Origin of the sequence: Streptomyces sp. NPDC096105 (genome assembly GCF_044763335.1) — a bacterium.
Classification (GTDB): domain Bacteria; phylum Actinomycetota; class Actinomycetes; order Streptomycetales; family Streptomycetaceae; genus Streptomyces.
The window spans coordinates 211,479-228,119 of sequence record NZ_JBIWGC010000010.1 but is presented as its reverse complement, the minus strand read 5'-3'; the positions used below and the strand labels follow the sequence as shown (position 1 = coordinate 228,119).

General features: G+C 73.7%; 16 protein-coding genes. 10 read left to right on the top strand and 6 right to left on the bottom strand.

Going from position 1 to position 16,641, the window contains the following annotated elements; translation table 11 throughout:
• Positions 1–152: 152 nt before the first annotated feature.
• Together ACIQ8B_RS18675 and ACIQ8B_RS18670 are read right to left on the bottom strand one after the other, a co-directional pair.
• Positions 153–1,271, bottom strand: a complete 1,119-nt coding sequence (locus tag ACIQ8B_RS18675) for a Gfo/Idh/MocA family protein (protein WP_403548033.1) — start codon at positions 1,269–1,271, stop codon at positions 153–155.
• A gap of 75 nt (positions 1,272–1,346) precedes the next feature.
• Positions 1,347–2,144 (bottom strand): response regulator, encoded by a 798-nt coding sequence (locus ACIQ8B_RS18670; RefSeq protein ID WP_403548031.1) that lies wholly within the window; start codon positions 2,142–2,144, stop codon positions 1,347–1,349.
• Positions 2,145–2,379: 235 nt separating this feature from the next.
• Between ACIQ8B_RS18670 and ACIQ8B_RS18665 the strand changes: the two genes are divergently transcribed.
• From ACIQ8B_RS18665 to ACIQ8B_RS18645, 5 genes are all read left to right on the top strand, one after another.
• Positions 2,380–3,363, top strand: coding sequence for a tripartite tricarboxylate transporter substrate binding protein (locus ACIQ8B_RS18665; protein WP_290008924.1), 984 nt, complete (start codon positions 2,380–2,382; stop codon positions 3,361–3,363).
• Positions 3,360–3,953: a tripartite tricarboxylate transporter TctB family protein gene (locus ACIQ8B_RS18660; RefSeq protein WP_403548029.1), complete on the top strand. Its 594-nt coding sequence runs from the start codon at positions 3,360–3,362 to the stop codon at positions 3,951–3,953. Before ACIQ8B_RS18665 ends, ACIQ8B_RS18660 begins: the two co-directional genes overlap by 4 nt.
• A gap of 1 nt (position 3,954) precedes the next feature.
• Complete coding sequence (locus ACIQ8B_RS18655) at positions 3,955–5,463, top strand: tripartite tricarboxylate transporter permease (protein ID WP_403548027.1); 1,509 nt, start codon at positions 3,955–3,957, stop codon at positions 5,461–5,463.
• A 186-nt stretch (positions 5,464–5,649) separates the two neighbouring features.
• Complete coding sequence (locus ACIQ8B_RS18650; protein WP_403548025.1) at positions 5,650–6,780, top strand: GDSL-type esterase/lipase family protein; 1,131 nt, start codon at positions 5,650–5,652, stop codon at positions 6,778–6,780.
• 57 nt (positions 6,781–6,837) lie between these two features.
• Complete coding sequence (locus ACIQ8B_RS18645; protein ID WP_290008798.1) at positions 6,838–8,475, top strand: cellulase family glycosylhydrolase; 1,638 nt, start codon at positions 6,838–6,840, stop codon at positions 8,473–8,475.
• An 81-nt stretch (positions 8,476–8,556) separates the two neighbouring features.
• Here ACIQ8B_RS18645 and ACIQ8B_RS18640 read toward each other — a convergent pair whose 3' ends face one another.
• Both ACIQ8B_RS18640 and ACIQ8B_RS18635 read right to left on the bottom strand, forming a co-directional pair.
• Positions 8,557–9,216, bottom strand: coding sequence for a class F sortase (locus tag ACIQ8B_RS18640; RefSeq protein WP_403548022.1), 660 nt, complete (start codon positions 9,214–9,216; stop codon positions 8,557–8,559).
• Between the two features lie 197 nt (positions 9,217–9,413).
• Positions 9,414–10,079: a hypothetical protein gene (locus ACIQ8B_RS18635; protein ID WP_403548020.1), complete on the bottom strand. Its 666-nt coding sequence runs from the start codon at positions 10,077–10,079 to the stop codon at positions 9,414–9,416.
• A gap of 254 nt (positions 10,080–10,333) precedes the next feature.
• Here ACIQ8B_RS18635 and ACIQ8B_RS18630 point away from each other — a divergent pair, with 254 nt between their 5' ends.
• From ACIQ8B_RS18630 to ACIQ8B_RS18615, 4 genes are all read left to right on the top strand, one after another.
• Complete coding sequence (locus ACIQ8B_RS18630; protein ID WP_403548018.1) at positions 10,334–11,497, top strand: MFS transporter; 1,164 nt, start codon at positions 10,334–10,336, stop codon at positions 11,495–11,497.
• Between the two features lie 110 nt (positions 11,498–11,607).
• Positions 11,608–12,486, top strand: coding sequence for an SDR family oxidoreductase (locus tag ACIQ8B_RS18625; protein WP_106415408.1), 879 nt, complete (start codon positions 11,608–11,610; stop codon positions 12,484–12,486).
• 54 nt (positions 12,487–12,540) lie between these two features.
• Positions 12,541–13,275 (top strand): maleylpyruvate isomerase family mycothiol-dependent enzyme, encoded by a 735-nt coding sequence (locus ACIQ8B_RS18620; RefSeq protein WP_403548016.1) that lies wholly within the window; start codon positions 12,541–12,543, stop codon positions 13,273–13,275.
• A 64-nt stretch (positions 13,276–13,339) separates the two neighbouring features.
• On the top strand, positions 13,340–13,630 hold the full coding sequence (locus ACIQ8B_RS18615; RefSeq protein WP_290008787.1) for a DUF6332 family protein: 291 nt from the start codon (positions 13,340–13,342) through the stop codon (positions 13,628–13,630).
• 402 nt (positions 13,631–14,032) lie between these two features.
• Here ACIQ8B_RS18615 and ACIQ8B_RS18610 read toward each other — a convergent pair whose 3' ends face one another.
• Positions 14,033–14,737, bottom strand: a complete 705-nt coding sequence (locus ACIQ8B_RS18610; protein ID WP_403548014.1) for a TetR/AcrR family transcriptional regulator — start codon at positions 14,735–14,737, stop codon at positions 14,033–14,035.
• A 149-nt stretch (positions 14,738–14,886) separates the two neighbouring features.
• On the opposite strand from ACIQ8B_RS18610, the gene ACIQ8B_RS18605 reads away from it, so the two are divergent.
• Positions 14,887–15,342 carry a nitroreductase family deazaflavin-dependent oxidoreductase gene (locus ACIQ8B_RS18605; protein WP_403548012.1) on the top strand — a complete coding sequence of 152 codons (456 nt, stop codon included), beginning with the start codon at positions 14,887–14,889 and terminating at the stop codon, positions 15,340–15,342.
• Here the strand turns inward: ACIQ8B_RS18605 and ACIQ8B_RS18600 are convergent.
• Complete coding sequence (locus ACIQ8B_RS18600; RefSeq protein WP_403548010.1) at positions 15,326–16,567, bottom strand: geranylgeranyl reductase family protein; 1,242 nt, start codon at positions 16,565–16,567, stop codon at positions 15,326–15,328. The genes ACIQ8B_RS18605 and ACIQ8B_RS18600 overlap by 17 nt on opposite strands.
• Positions 16,568–16,641: the final 74 nt, after the last annotated feature.

Below are 16,641 nucleotides of genomic sequence, written 5' to 3'. Positions count from 1 at the left end.
AGCGGCCGTGTCCTCGGCGCGGGGCGCGTCGGGTGGGCCGCACGGCGGGGTTCATCCGCACCCGGCGCGGGGCGGGCCGGGGGTGGCCGGCCTCCCGGCGTGCCCCACGCGCACCCCCACGGCGTCCCGGTGCGCGTGCGCCACCCGCAGCGTCACGCCCTCCCCGCCCCGCTCCACGCCACCCCGAGCCCTCCGTGCATCGCTTCGTAGAACGGATCACCGGGACCGATCTCGCCGGCCCGCACGGCCCGCCCCGTGAACGCCGCCTTGTACAGCGCCGCGGCGAACTCCAGCGTGTCCCGCGCCTCCCGCCCGCTCCCGGGCGGCCGTGCCCCGGCGTCCAGCGCATCCAGCACGAACCCCATCTGCGCCGTATGCGAACTGGGCACGTCCTCCCCCACATCACGCCACGCGGCGGCCCGCTCCTCCGCCACGTGCGGCGCGGGCGTATACACCCAGTCCCCGTTCGCATGCCCGTACAGATGCGTGAGCTCGACCGTCGCATCCGCGCAGTCGACCCGCACCCGGCTCACCTCGTCCGGCGACAGCACGCTGTTGACGACGGTCGCCAACGCCCCGCTGCGGAAACGCGTCAACGCCGTCGAGACGTCCTCGCTCTCGGTGGCGTGCACCAGCCTCGCCGCCATCGCCTGCACCTCCTCCCACTCTCCGAGCAGATGCAGCAGCAGGTCGTACTGATGGATCCCGTGCCCCACGGTCGGCCCGCCGCCCTCGGTGGCCCACCGCCCGCGCCAGGGCGCGGAGTAGTACGCGGCCTCCCGGTGCCAGGTGGTCTGACAATGCGCGACCAACGGGGCGCCCAGCTCCCCACCCCGTATCAGCTCCCGTGCGTGCACAGCGCCGCTGCCGTACCGGTGCTGGAGGATCACAGACGCGTAGGCCCCGGACGCGGCCTCCGCAGCCGCGATCTCGTCGTACTCGGCGAGCGACAGACACAACGGCTTCTCGCACAGCACCCAGGCCCCCGCCTTCAGCGCGGCCACGGTCTGTTCGCGGTGCAGCGACGGCGGCGTGCCGATGAGCACGAGATCCGGCCGTACGGCGTCCAGCATCGCCTCCGTCGAGGTGAACCCGGCGACCCGCTCCCCGGCCTCCGCGCGGAAGGCGCCGAGCCGGCCGGGGTCGACGTCGACGGCGGCGACGAGTTCGACGCGGTCGGCGTGGGCCTCCAGCGCGGGAAGATGTCCGCCGCTGACGACGGCACCGGTGCCGACGACGGCCACCCGGCGGCGGACGGAGGACGAGGTCATACGGCGCTCCTCAGCGGGAAGGGCACGCGACAGCGCGGGAAGGAAGAGGGAGAAAGCGCTTTCCAACGCCCGACCCTAGGCCCCGCTCCCCCGGGAGACAACCCCGCGCCGCCCGGCGGCCACCCCGCTCGTCCCAGAGGCGACTCCACGCCCTCCGGAGTCGGCCTCGCCCCCCGCCCCCACGAACCGGTACCGCCGCTCAGGCCGCCCGGTCGCCCCGTACCGCAACGACACCTCGGCCGCGCCCACCGCGTGGAAGTGCTCCAGATACCGCCGCGCGCTGACCCGGGACACCCCCGTGAGCCTCGCGCACTCGCTCGCCGACAGGCTCCCCTCCGCCTCCCTCAACGTCCGTTCGACCAGCCCGGCGGTCTCCGCGCTCATCCCCTTGGGCAGCGCGGACGCGACGGGCATCGCCGCCCCCGCCAGCACCCGGTCGACGTCCGCCTGCCCGCGCACCACCGTGTCGCGCAGCAGCCCCCGCTGCACCGCGTACCGCTCCAGCCGCCCCCGCAGGTCCTCGAAGTCGAAGGGCTTGAGGAGGTAGTCGACGACGCCGTGCCGCACCGCGCCGCGCACCGCGTCCGTCTCGCGCGCGGCGCTGACGACCATGACGTCGCAGTCGTGCCCGGCGGTCCGCAGCCGCGGGATGACATCGAGCCCGAACACGTCGGGCAGATACAGATCGAGCAGGACCAGATCGGGACGCAGCTCCTCGACAGCACGCAGAGCCTGCTCCCCGCTGCCGGCGACACCCACCACCCGGAAGGCGTCGACGCGCTCGACGTACGCCCGGTGCACCCGCGCCACCCGGAAGTCGTCGTCCACCACGAGCACCCCGACGGTGTCGGCCGCTCCCTCCCCGTCTCGCATACCGCCATCATGACCCCCGTCCCCGACCAGGCAAAGAGCGCTGCGGAAGACCTGCGGGAGACCTGCACGACCACGCCCGTCCCGCTGACACAACGACCACAACCTCCATTGCTTCCGTAACCGCGACAGTCCGCCCCCGCCCAGGCACCATGTGGCCCGCGTCACCCTCCCCCTCCCCGGGTCACGCGCCTTTGGACAACACACGTCAGAATCCGACCGACAGGTGGTGGCATTCGTGCGTCTGCGCACACCCCTCGCCCTGCTCGGCGCCGCCCTGCTCGTCCTCGTGGGCCCACCGCTGCTCACGACCGGCAGCGGCGCCGAGAGCGGCACGCACATCCCGGGCCTGCGCCTCATGGTTCCCAACACGCCCGGCGGCGGTTACGACATCACCGCCCGCACGGCCGCGAGGAACGCGGAGGACGCCGGACTCACCGGCTCCGTCGAGGTGTTCAACCTGCCCGGCGCCGGCGGCACGGTCGGTCTCACCCACCTGGTGAACGAGCGCGGCAACGGCAAGCTGGCCATGTCGATGGGCCTGGGTGTGGTCGGCGCCGTCCGCTCCAACCACGCGCCGCGCACCCTCGCGGACACCACCCCCATCGCCCGGCTCACCGAGGAGCAGGACGTGGTGGTGGTCGCGAAGGACTCCCCGTACCGGACCATCGGCGATCTCGTCGAAGCCTGGAGGGCCGCTCCCGGCCGGCTCCCCGTGGGCGGCGGTTCGTCCCCCGGCGGCCCGGACCACCTCGCGCCGATGCTGATGGCGCAGGCCGCCGGGATCGCCCCGAAGGACGTCAACTACATCCCCTTCGACGGCGGAGGCGAACTGCTCGCCTCGATCCTCGGGCGCAAGGTCGCCTTCGGCGTCTCCGGGGTCGGCGAGTACCGCGACCAGATCGAGGCGGGCGAGCTGCGCCTGCTCGCGGTGACCGGTCCGGAGCGGGTGCCGGGCCTCGACGCGCCCACGCTCAAGGAGTCGGGCTACGACGTGGAGTTCACCAACTGGCGGGGCGTCGTCGCCCCGCCCGGCCTCACCGACGCCGAACGCGGCAAGCTCGTCCGGCTGTTGGAGGCCCTGCACGACTCGGAGGAGTGGCAGGAGTCCATGAAGCGCAACGGCTGGGACGACGCGTTCCTGACCGGCGACGAGTTCGGCGCCTTCCTGGCCGCCGAGGACGAACGCGTGGTCTCCGTACTGAAGGAGCTCGGCCTGTGACCACCGACGGCACCACACCGGCACCCACGCCTGCACCCACGCCTGCACCCACGCCTGCACCCACGCCGAAGCCTGAGCCGACGCCGAGCACGACTGCCCGCTCCTGGCTCCGCGACCACTCCGAACTGGGCGTCAGCGCCCTGCTCCTCGCCCTCGGCGGGCTCGTCCTCACCGACGCCCTCACCATGGACGTCGACCTCACCCAGCGCGGCCCGGTCGGGCCGAAGACGGTTCCCGTCGTCGTCGGCGCCGCCCTGCTCCTCGTCGCCGCCCTCCTCGCCGTGGACGTACTGCGCGGCGGCCGGGGCCAGGCGGAGACGGGCGAGGACGTCGACCTGACCGAACCGGCCGACTGGCGCACGGTCCTGCTGCTCTCCGGCGTGTTCCTCGGCTCCGCCGTCCTCATCGAACCGCTCGGCTTCCCCGCCGCGGGGGCCCTGCTGTTCTGGGGCGCCGCCTACGCGCTCGGCAGCCGCAGGGCGGACCGCGACCCGCTGATCGCGGCGGTGCTCTCGCTGGTCGCTTACGCCCTGTTCGACAAGCTGCTCGGAGTGCCGCTGCCCGGCGGTCCGCTGATGGGAGTGCTGTGACATGAACACCCTCAACTCCCTGCTGGACGGCTTCGGCACGGCCCTCACGCCGCTCAACCTGCTGTGGGCCGCGGTGGGCGTGCTGCTCGGCACGGCGATCGGCGTGCTGCCGGGCATCGGCCCGGCGATGGCGGTGGCCCTGCTGCTGCCGGTGACGTACGGGCTCGACCCGACCGGCGCGTTCATCATGTTCGCCGGCATCTACTACGGCGCGATGTTCGGCGGTTCGACGACCTCGATCCTGCTGAACACGCCCGGGGAGAGCGCCGCCGTGGTCGCCGCGATGGAGGGCAACCCGATGGCGAAGTCGGGGCGGGGCGCCCAGGCCCTCGCGGCCGCCGCCGTCGGCCACTTCGCGGGCGGCATGGTGGGCACGCTGCTGCTGGTCGCGCTCGCGCCGACGGTCGCCGCCCTGGCGGTGGACATCGGCGCACCGGACTACTTCGCCATCATGGTGCTGGCGTTCATCGCCGTGACGTCGGTCCTCGGCGCGTCGCGCATCCGGGGCCTGGCCTCGCTCCTGATCGGTCTGACGATCGGCCTGGTGGGCCTGGACCGGATGACCGGGCAGCAGCGGCTGACCTTCGATTCGCTGCACCTCGCCGACGGCGTGGACGTGGTGATCGTCGCGGTGGGGCTGTTCGCGATCGGCGAAGCGCTGTGGGTGGCCGCCCATCTGCGGCGCCGGCCGCCGGACCCGATCCCGGTGGGCCGGCCGTGGCTGGGCCGCGCGGATCTGCGGCGCACCTGGAAGTCCTGGGCGCGCGGCCCGTTCATCGGCTTCCCGTTCGGCGCGATCCCGGCGGGCGGCGCGGAGATCCCGACGTTCCTGTCGTACGTGACGGAGAAGCGGCTGTCGAAGCACAAGGACGAGTGGGGCAAGGGCGCCATCGAGGGCGTGGCAGGACCGGAGTCGGCGGCGTCCGCCTCGGCGGCGGGCACGCTGGTGTCGATGCTGACGCTGGGCCTGCCGACCACGGCGGTGGCGGCGGTGATGCTGGCAGCCTTCCAGCAGTACGGCATCCAGCCGGGCCCGCTGCTCTTCGAGCGTGAACCCGACCTGGTGTGGGGCCTGATCGCCTCGCTGTTCGTCGGCATGGTGCTGCTGCTGGCCCTCAACCTGCCGCTCGCACCGCTGTGGGCGAAGCTGCTGCGGATCCCGCGGCCGTACCTGTACGCCGGCATCATGTTCTTCGCGGCGGTGGGCGCGTACGCGGTCGGCGGCGAGGTGGTCGACCTGGTGCTGCTGCTGGTCATCGGCCTGATCGGGTTCGGCATGCGGCGCTACGGGCTGCCGGTGCTGCCCGCCGTCATCGGCGTCATCCTCGGCCCGGCCGCCGAGCAGCAGCTGCGCCGAGCCCTGCAGATCAGCGACGGCAGCGTCACCGGTCTGGTGAACACGCCGTTCTCCGTGACCGTCTACGCGGTCGTGGTGCTCCTGCTCGCCTGGCCGTTGATCCGCAGGGCGCTGCCCCACCGCCGTACGACGGCACCTGACCGAAGCGCCTGAGCCGTCGAACGGCGGTCGAACTCGCCGGTGTCGGGCCGGGGCTCCCATGGCGTCCCGGCCCGACGCCCCGTCTCCCCCGCAGGTCACGCGCCGGATCCGCGCCGCACCTCTTGACGCGTAACCGACAACGGTGGCTTCATGGCCCGCATGGGAGCGCTCCCACCTCCACTCCGGGAAGGGGACACCATGCGCGACACCCGCCTCCTGCGCTTATCACGCTCATCCACACGGTCACTGCTCGGCCTGCTGGCCGCCCTGCTCCTCCCGCTCGGCCTGCTCGCTCCGGCCGCGGCGGCCGCCTCCCCCTCGGGCGGGAGCCGAGCCGCCGCCCCGGTGCGGATCATGCCGCTCGGCGACTCCATCACCGGCTCACCGGGGTGCTGGCGCGCCCTGCTGTGGAACCGGCTCCAGGACGCCGGCCACACCGGCATCGACTTCGTCGGCACCCTGCCCCCGCAGGGCTGCGGGGTCGCGCACGACGGCGACAACGAGGGCCACGGCGGGGAACTGGTCACCCATGTCGCCGACCGGGGCCTGCTGCCGGCCCGGCTGGCAGCCACCCGGCCGGACATCGTTGTCATGCACTTCGGCACGAACGACGTCTGGAGCGGCGTCGCCCCCGGCCGCATCCTCGCCGCCTACACCACGCTGCTGGCGCAGATGCGGGAGTCCAACCCGGACATGCGCGTCCTGGTCGCCCAGCTGATCCCCATGAACCCCGCCACGTGCGCCGCCTGCGCGCAGCGGGTGGTCGACCTGAACGCCCGTATCCCCGCCTGGGCCGCCGCCGCGAGCACCAGCCGCTCGCCGGTGGTCGTGGTGGACCAGTGGACGGGCTTCGACACGGCCACCGACACCTACGACGGCGTGCACCCCGACGCGGCCGGGGACGAGAAGATCGCCGCCCGCTGGTTCCCCGCCCTCGCCGCGCAGTTGGACGGCGTCCCCGGCGGCCCCGAGGACCCGGACGACCCCGGTGACCCGGATGATCCCGCCCTCACCTGCACGGCGTCGTTCCGGTCCGTCTCCGTCTGGCAGGGCGGCTACCAGGCCGAGGTGACCGTACGGAACACCTCCGCCGCACCCGTCCGGGGCTGGACGGTGACGCTGCGGCCGGCCGACGGCGCCCGGGTCACCCAGGTCTGGAACGGCGCCCTGACGACGACCGCCGACGGCACGGCCACCGTCGCCGACGCGGGCTGGAACGGCGCTCTGGCCCCCGGCGCGAGCACGGCGTTCGGGATCATCGCCACCACCACGGCGGCATCGGCCGCCCCCGCCGCCACCGCCGACTGCGCGGCCTCGCCCGCCAGCTGACTCCGGCTCACCGCCGACGCGGAAACCCCCCTCACCCACCTCTCCCCTGGAGCCGCCATGAGAACCACCGACCGCACCGTCCCCCGGGCCGCCGCGCTCCTCGCGGCGCTCGCGGGGCTGCTCCTGACGCTGCTCGTCCCGACCACCCCGGCCCACGCGGCGCCCACCGGGTTCCGGGTGGAGAACGGACGGCTTCTCGAGGCGTCCGGCAACGACTTCGTGATGCGCGGCGTCAACCACGCCCACACCTGGTACGCCGACCGGCTCGACGCGCTGGACCACATCAAGGCCAAGGGCGCCAACACCGTGCGCGTGGTGCTGTCCAGCGGCGACCGGTGGACCCGGAACGACACCGCCGACGTGGCGAACGTCGTCGCGCAGTGCAAGCGGAACCGGCTGATCTGTGTCCTGGAGGTGCACGACACCACCGGATACGGCGAGCAGAGCGGAGCGGTGACGCTGTCCCGCGCCGCCGACTACTGGATCGAGGTCCGGGACGCGCTCGTCGGCCAGGAGGACCACGTCATCGTCAACATCGGCAACGAGCCGCACGGCAACACCGATTACACGCGCTGGACCGCCGACACCAAGGCGGCGGTCCAGAAGCTGCGGGCGGCCGGGTTCGACCACACGCTGATGGTCGACGCCCCCAACTGGGGCCAGGACTGGGCGTTCACCATGCGCGACAACGCCGCCTCGGTGCTCGCCGCCGACCCGGACGCCAACACGGTGTTCTCCATCCACATGTACGGCGTCTTCGACACCGCCGCCGAGGTGAGCGACTACCTGGGCCGCTTCGTCGCCGCGAGACTGCCCATCGTGGTGGGTGAGTTCGGACACGACCACTCCGACGGCAACCCGGACGAGGACGCCATCCTGTCGGTCACCCGGCAGCTCGGCATCGGCTACCTGGGCTGGTCGTGGAGCGGCAACGGCGGCGGGGTCGAGTACCTGGACATGGTCGAGAACTTCGACCCGGACCGGATGACCGGCTGGGGACAGCGCCTCTTCGACGGCCCGGACGGCATCGCGGCCACGTCCGAGGAGGCCGCGGTCTACCGGGGCGGCCCGGGCAAGGACACCACGGCGCCGACCGCCCCGGGCGCGCCCGCGGCCTCGGCGGTGAGCTCCTCCTCCGTGACCCTCACCTGGGGCGCCGCCACCGACGCGGTCGGGGTGACCGGTTACGACGTCGTGCGGGTCACCGGTGGCCAGGAGACCGTGGTCGCCTCGGCGACCGGCACCACGGCCACCGTCACCGGTCTCGCGCCGGACACGGCGTACACCTTCGCCGTCTACGCCCGGGACGCGGCCGGCAACCGCTCGGCGCGCTCCGCGGCGGTGACCGTCACCACCACGTCCGGTCCGGCGACGGGCTCCTGCGCGGTCGCGTACCGGGTGACGGGCGAGTGGCCCGGCGGTTTCCAGGGCGAGGTCACCGTGCGCAACACCGGGAGCACGGCGGTCGAGGGGTGGACGCTGCGCTGGACCTTCCCGGCCGGCCAGCGGATCACCAACCTGTGGGGCGGGACGGTGACGCAGAGCGGTGCGGAGGTGAGCGTCGCGGCGGCCCCGTACACCGCGACGATCCCGCCGTCGGCTTCGGTCTCCCTGGGCTTCACCGGCACACGGTCCGGGACGAACACGAACCCCACGGCGTTCCTGCTGAACGGCGCGGAGTGCTCCGCGGCGTGACAGAGCCGGCTGCCCGGAAGGTCCCTCCCCTTCCGGGCAGCCGTTCTTCGTGCGGGGCCGCCGTGCTCGGGTGCGTCGTCCTCACATGAGGCGGGCGAAGACCACCAGGTTCTCGGTGTAGTCCTTGGCGGCGCGGTCGTAGGCGCCGGCACAGGTGATGAGCCGGACCTGTGCGTCGGGGGTGTCGGCGTAGACCCGCTCGTCGGGGAAGGCGTCCTTGTCGAAGGACTCCGCCTCGTCGACGACGAACGTGGCCCTGGTGCCGTCGGCGCGCTGCACCCGGAAGCGGTCGCCCTTCTCCAGCTCGCTGAGCCGTGCGAAGACGGCGGCGGAGGTCTTGGTGTCCACGTGCCCGGCGATGATCGCGGTGCCCGGTTCGCCCGGGGAGACGCCCTTGGCGTACCAGCCGACGAGGTTGGTGTCGTCCGCGGGGGGCGGTTCGAGCTGTCCCTTGCTGTCGAGGTCGAGCGCGGTGAAGGGAGCGTCGACGCCGATGGAGGGGATGACCAGCCGGGTCGGCGCGGAGCGCGGCAGGTGCTTGGCGGCGGACTGCTCACCGGGCGACGCCGGCGTGGTGGCGGCCCCGCCCTCGGCCGGCCCGGCGGACGTGCCGGCCGAGGGCGCCGTGGAGACCGCGCGGGTGGTGTGCGGTCCGTGGGCGTCGTCGGACGGGTCCTCGCCGCCGCCCATCAGCGTGGTGGCCAGCAGCAGGCCGGCCCCGCCCCAGAAGACCGCGGTCATGACGGAGCGCACCCTGCGCCTCGTCAGGGACGCCTGGTCGGGTTCTACGGGAGTGGGGGGACTGGCCGGCATCGGGGGGACCACCTCATTCGGGCGCGGCGGGGGGCTTCAGGGAGGATTCGGGTGGGAGCGGGCGGGGCCGTCGTGACGCGCGGGGCGCCGGGGACGGCCCCGGCCGCTATGACCCCGGGCATGGCTCAGGCCATGTCCCCGGAGACCTTCTTACGGCGCAGCGCGTAGGCGCCGGTGCCGAGGACCGCGAGCGCGGCCAGGCCGCCCGCCGTGACACCGGGCTCCGAGGCGAGACCGCCGCCGCCGGTGTGCACGCCGCCGCGCGGCTTCTCGTGCTTCCCCTCCTTGTCCTGCTTGCCGCTCCAGGAGTCCTCGCCCTGCGAGTCCTCCTTCTTGTCCTTGTAGGTCTCGGGGTCGTACTTCGGGTCCTTGGCGGTGCCCCAGTCGTCCGCGTTCACCGCGGACAGGGCGCCGCCGCCCGTGTGGACGCCACCGCGCGGCTTGTCGTGCTTGCCGCCCTTGTCGTACTTGCCGCCCTCGTCGTGCTTGCTCTCCTCGTCGTACTTGCCGCCCTCGTCGTGCTTGCCCTCCTCGTCGTACTTGCCGCCCTCGTCGTGCTTGCCCTCCTCGTCGTACTTGCCGCCCTCGTCCTGCTTGCTCTCCTCGTCGTACTTGCCGCCCTCGTCCTGCTTGCTCTCCTCGTCCTGCTTGCTTTCCTCGTCGTGCTCCTTGCTGTAGGAAGACTTGTCGTGGCCGCCGTCGTCACCGTGGTCGGCGTAGGCCGCGGGCGCGGCGATGGCGAGAGCCGCCGTGGCCGTCGCGGCGGCGAGCACCATGCGGGCAGAGCGCATCTGAAGAGTCCTTCCACTGGAGGCCGGGCAGCTGACTCCACGCCAGCACGGATCTCCCGGGCTCCGGCGTGATCCACGCTCAGTCATGTCGCGCGCCCCCACCATCCGGGACCATCACACGGGTTAACTCCCCCACCCCTCCGGCCGTGCGCCGGCTCACTTCCGCCGTACGCGGCGGCATCTTGCCGCCGCACCGTGACGCCGCCTAGCCTGCTTTTGTGCCGCTGATAAACAAAACCCGTTCGCACAGTGCCGTGCCGGGTACCGACCTCGTCCGACTCCGATTCGCCCTGACCGCCTTCTTCGCCCTGGACGGTTTCGTCTTCGCCGGCTGGGTCGTGCGCATCCCCGCCCTCAAGGAGCAGACCGGGGCGTCCGCGAGCGCCCTCGGACTCGCGCTGCTCGGCGTGTCCGCGGGGGCCGTGATCACCATGACGCTGACCGGCCGGCTGTGCCGCCGGTACGGCAGCCACCTGGTCACCGTGGTCTGCGCGGTGCTGCTGAGCATCAGCGTGGCCCTGCCGCCGCTGACCCACTCCGCGGTCGCGCTCGGCGCCGTGCTGCTGGTGTTCGGCGCGGCCTACGGCGGGATCAACGTCGCCTTCAACAGCGCGGCCGTCGACCTGGTGGCCGCGCTGCGGCGGCCCGTCATGCCCAGCTTCCACGCCGCGTTCAGCCTGGGCGGCATGATCGGCGCGGGGCTGGGTGCCCTGGTCGCCGGTTCCCTGTCACCGGCCCGGCACCTCACCGGGCTCGCCGTGGTCGCGCTGCTGGCGACGGCGGTCGCGGGGCGGGCGCTGATGCGGTGCGAGCCGCTGACCCCGGCGGACGGGGGGCGGCCCGCCGAGGGCGCCGCGCCCCGGCGGGACCGGCGCACCAGGGCCCTGGTGGTCGTCTTCGGGCTCATCGCGCTGTGCACCGCCTACGGCGAGGGGGCGCTGGCCGACTGGGGTGCGCTCCATCTCGAACAGGACCTCGACGCCTCACCGGGTGCGGCGGCCGTCGGCTACCTGTGTTTCGCGCTCGCCATGACGATCGGCCGGCTGAGCGGCACCACGCTGCTGGAGCGGCTGGGCCGGACCCGCACGATCCTGGTGGGCGGCTCCACCGCGGCGGCCGGCATGCTGCTCGGCGCGCTCGCCCCGTCCCTGTGGGCCGCGCTGCTGGGGTACGCCGTCACCGGGCTGGGTCTCGCCAACCTCTTCCCCGTGGCCGTGGAGCGGGCCGGTGCGCTGGCGGGTCCGAGCGGGGTGGCGACCGCCTCCACGCTGGGCTACGGCGGGATGCTGCTCGGTCCGCCCGCGATCGGCTTCATGGCCGACTGGTACAGCCTCCCGGCCGCCCTCACCAGCGTGGCGGTGCTGGCGGCGGTGGCCACCACCATCGGGTTCGTGACCCGGAACGTCCGGACGGACTGAGCGTCCGGCGTGGATCGCCGGGCGGTCTCGGGGTACCCGGTCGTCGGCGTCCGCCGGTCCTCCGCCCGGTGGACGCCGCAAGTGACCACCGTGCGGACCCGGGAGAGAACGTGAGCGAACAGCAGAACCCCGTCGACCAGCACCCCACCCCCGACTTCCCCGCCCAGGACCAGCCGCACCCGGGCTGGACCGGTCCCATGGACCCGCCGCCGGACCACGGTGAGGACTCCTACCGGGGCAGCGGACGGCTGACCGGCCGCACGGCCGTGATCACGGGCGGGGACTCCGGCATCGGCCGCGCGGTCGCCCTGGCGTTCGCCCGCGAGGGGGCCGACGTGCTCTTCACCCACCTGGACAGCGAGAAGGACGAGGCGGCCGAGACCGCGCGGTGGGTGGAGGAGGCTGGCCGGCGTGCCGTGGCCGTCTCCTGCGACATCCGGGAGGAGGAGAACTGCCGGGCGCTGATCGACCGGGCGGTCTCCGAGTTCGGCGGCATCGACATCCTGGTGAACAACGCCGCGTACCAGATGTCCCAGCCGGACGGCATCGAGGCGATCACCACCGAGCAGTTCGACCGGGTGGTGCGGACCAACCTCTACGGCATGTTCTGGCTGTGCAAGATGGCCGTGCCGCACATGCGGGAGGGCGGCTGCATCATCAACTCGGCCTCCGTGCAGGCGTACAAGCCGAGTCCGCATCTGCTGGACTACGCGACCACCAAGGGCGCCATCGTCACGTTCACCCAGGGGCTGGCGCAGATGCTGATCGAGCGGGGCATCCGGGTCAACGCCGTGGCGCCGGGCCCGGTGTGGACGCCGTTGATCCCGGCCACGCTGCCGGACACCGCGGAGTTCGGCAAGCAGGCCCCGATCGGACGTCCGGCCCAGCCGGCGGAGATGGCCCCGGCGTACGTGTTCCTCGCCTCGCAGGAGGCGTCGTACATCACCGCCGAGATCGTGAACGCGACGGGCGGGACCCCGCTGCCGTAGGGCCCGGCGGAAAGCACGCATGGCGCCGGCCCTCCGTGGGGCAGACTCCCGGCCATGGAGACTGCCTGGTACCTGGGAATCCTGGAGGACGAGGGCCGGCTGCTGGCCCGGGCCGCGGAGCAGGCGGGGACGGACTCCCCCGTCCCCGCCTGCCCTGACTGGCGGCTGCGGGACCTGTTGCGGCACACCGGCGCGGTGCACCGGTGGGCGGCGGCCTTCGTCGCGGACGCGTGCGCGACGCCTCGCCCGATCGGGGATCACCCGGACCTGGACGGCGCCGAGCTGGTCGCCTGGTACCGCGCCTGCCACCGCACCCTGCTCGACACCCTCCGCTCGGCGAAGCCGGACGTGGAGTGCTTCACCTTCCTGCCCGGCGCGGAATCCGCGCTCGGCTTCTGGGCGCGCCGCCAGGCCCACGAGACGGCCGTGCACCGCTACGACGCGGAGGCGGCGCGCGGCGGCGACCCGGCGCCGGTCGCCACGGACTTCGCGGTGGACGGCGTCGACGAACTGCTGCGCGGCTTCCACGCCCGCCCCAGGAGCCGGGTCCGCACCCCGGAGCCGCGCGTGCTGCGGGTACGCGCCACCGACACGGACGCGGTGTGGACCGTACGGCTGTCCCCGGAGCCGCCCGTGACCACGCGGGACGCGGCCGGGGACGCCGAGTGCGAGGTGTCCGGGCCCGCCGCCGAGCTGTATCTCGCCCTGTGGAACCGGCTGCCGCTGCCGTCGGTGGCGGGCGACGCGTCGCTCGCGGCGCTGTGGCGGGAGACGTCCGCCGTCGTCTGAGGGGCCGCGACGTCCCCGCTCGTGGGCGCTTGTCCACCGGCCGCACGCCTGTTTGACTTCCGGCATGCGTGACAACGGGGGACGTACGGCGGGCGGGGGCGGCCGCCGCGGCCAGGCCGAGCGGGACGCGATCACCGTCGAGATCGGGTACGCGCTGTGCAGTGCGGCGTTCGCGGCGGCCGTGGTCTTCGGCGCGATGGCGGGTCCGGCCCTGCTGTTCGCGCTGCCGGGAACGGCGGAGAGCGTGCTGGTGCGCGGGGGCGCCGTGGTCGCGGGGGCGCTGTTCGCCGTCCGTACCGTGTCCGTCCTGGTGCGCTTCCGGCAGACGGTCCGGACCGGCCGCACCGGCTCGTAGGCCGGGGCGGCCGGCCGGGGCGGTCGCGGGCGCCCGGCTCGGCCGTGGTGCGGCTGACGTGGGCCGTGGCGGTGAGCGGGCTCACCGCCGGGCGCCGGGGCGGTCTCCTCGTCGGCCGGGCCGCGTCCTCCTCGGTCCAGGAACCCGCGCCGCCGTCGGAAGGGGGCAGCCCGCGGCAGGGGACGCGGGCGATCAGCAGGTACCCGGCCCACAGCGTCCCCGCCGCCCGGGCCGCGCGTACCGCCGCTCCGGGAGGGCGGCGGCGGAACAGGCCACGGCGACGGTCAGGAACACGGGCCCGTACGGCTCTCCGGCCCCGAGGCACACCAGGAGGGATTCGGCCGGACGGCGTGATGACTCGTACCGCCGGGGAAGTACGCCCGGCCGGGACGCGGAGGCAGCCTAAGGGGCGTCGGCGGGCCGCAGTCCCACCGTGCGGGCGAGACCGCCGACCGTGTGGCGGAAGAACGCGTCCCGTTCCTCCACGACCCCGGTGAACTGGCCGAACACCTCGAAGCCGATCAGACCGAGCAGTTGTGCCCAGACGGCCACACAGGCCGGCGCCGCCGCGGGAGGCAGGCCGGGGACGAAGTCCGACACCATGCGCGCGGCCTCTGCCTCCAGGTCCGCCGGGAGGGCCCGGACGTCGAGCTCCCCGGCCCGGTGGGCGTCGCGGACGACGCCGATGAGGGCGAAGCCGACGCGGGAGGCGGCCGGGACGGTGGTGGCCGGCGCGGCGTAGCCGGGCACGGGCGAGCCGTAGATCAACGCGTACTCGTGCGGATGCGCCAGCGCCCAGCCGCGGACGGCCTCGCACACGGCGGTCCAGCGCTCCCCCGGGGCGGCGTCCGCGGAGGCCTCGGCGGCCGTTTCGGCAGCCTCGCCCAGGGAGTCGTAGGCGTCGACGATGAGCGCGGTCAGCAGGTCGTCACGGCTGGGGAAGTAGCGGTAGATCGCGGAGGACGCCATGCCGAGGGTCCTGGCCACGGCCCGCAGGGACAGCTCGGCGGCGCCCTGCCCGGCGAGGCGTCGGCGCGCCTCCTCCTTGATGGCGGCGGTGATCTCGGTCCTGGCCCGCGCGCGGGCGCCGTGTGCGGTGCTCGTCATGCCTTCAGTGTTCCATGAGAACAGAGCGTTGCACACAAACGAGAGCACCGCTCTTGCGGCGGCGCGCGGAGCCGGGCACACTGAAGTCGAACGAGAGCAGTGCTCACAAAAAAGAGCGGTGCTCTCACCCTCGTTTCCCGGAGGTCCCGATGCCGTCGTCCACGCCGTACTACTTCACCGCCGGTCCCGTCGCCGCCCGGTTCAACCGGATCGTCGGCTGGCTCGCCCGGCACGGCGTCAGCCTCGCCGGCACCGCGGAGCTGTCCGTCCGCGGCCGCAGGAGCGGGCAGATGCAGCGCGTCCCGGTCAACCCGCACAGCCACACGGGGCAGCAGTACCTGGTCTCGGCGCGCGGACACTCCCAGTGGGTGCGCAACATGCGGGTCGCCGGCGGGGGTGAACTGCGCGTGGGCCGCAAGGTACGCACGTTCACGGCGGTGGAGGTCCCCGACGAGGAGAAGCCGCCGGTGCTGCGCACCTACCTGGAGAAGTGGGGCTGGGAGGTCAACCAGTACTTCAAGGGGGTCACCGCCAGGTCCTCCGACGAGGAGATCCTGGCGGCGGCCCCCGACCACCCGGTCTTCCGGATCACTGTCCGGGGCTGACGTCGCCGCCGTCCGCGGAACGCCGGTCCAGCGCCAGCAGGGCGCGGTGGGCCATCGGGTGGCTGCGGACCAGTTCGCCGAGTGTCGTCGAACCCCGCGTGATGTCCTTGAACGCCTTCCAGGCCGGGCGGAAGCCGGTCAGGACCGCGTGGAAGACGCCCGGCCGCTGCTCGAACGCCGCCAGCATCCGCTTGCCGACGCTCATCTCCACGCCGAGCCCGGCCTTCACGGCGAACGCGTAGTTGAGGGCCTGCCGGCGCGCGTCCACGGCGTCGTGCGCCTCGGCGACCCGCACCGCCCACTCCCCCGCCAGCCGGCCGGAGCGCAGCGCGAAGGAGATGCCCTCACGGGTCCACGGCTCCAGCATCCCGGCCGCGTCCCCGCAGACCAGCACCCGGCCGCGGGACAGCGGGGAGTCGTCGGCCCGGCAGCGCGTCAGATGCCCGGAGGAGATCGCCGGTTCGAAGCCCGCGAGGCCGAGCCGGGCGATGAAGTCCTCCAAGTAGCGCTTGGTGGCGGCGCCTTCACCGCGCCGCGAGATGACGCCCACGGTCAGGGTGTCGCCCTTGGGGAAGACCCAGCCGTAACTGCCGGGCAGGGGGCCCCAGTCGATGAGCACCCGGCCCTTCCAGTCCTCGGCGACCGTCTCCGGCACCGGGATCTCCGCCTCCAGGCCCAGGTCGACCTGGTCCAGCTTGACCCCGACATGCGCCCCTATCCGGCCGGCGCTGCCGTCGGCGCCGACCACGGCCCGCGCGAGGACCGTCTCGCCGCCCTGGAGGAAGACGGCGACCGTGCGCCGGTCCGGCACGGCCGAGCCGTGCTGCTCCACGCGCTGCACGGCGACGCCGGTGCGCAGTTCGGCGCCGGCCTTCTGCGCGTGCTCGACGAGCTGCTGGTCGAACTCGGGCCGGTTGACGAGCCCGAAGAGCATCTGCCGGGAGCGGCGGGTGCGGGCGAAGCGGCCGTTGCTGGAGAACGTCACGGCGTGCACCCGGTCCTTGAGCGGCAGCTCGAAACCGGGCGGCAGCGCGTCGCGCGACGGGCCGATGATGCCGCCGCCGCAGGTTTTGTAGCGGGGCAGCTCCGCCTTCTCCAGCAGCAGCACGCGCCGCCCCGCGACCGCCGCCGCGTAGGCCGCCGACGCCCCCGCGGGTCCCGCGCCCACCACGACGACGTCCCATACCTGCCGCACGTCGTCCGCCGAAGAGTTCTCGCTGCTCACGATGGTCCGCTGCTCCGATCACGCCGCCTGCCGCTGCTGTCCTCCCGCATCCTACGGCGGCGGCCGTCACGGTC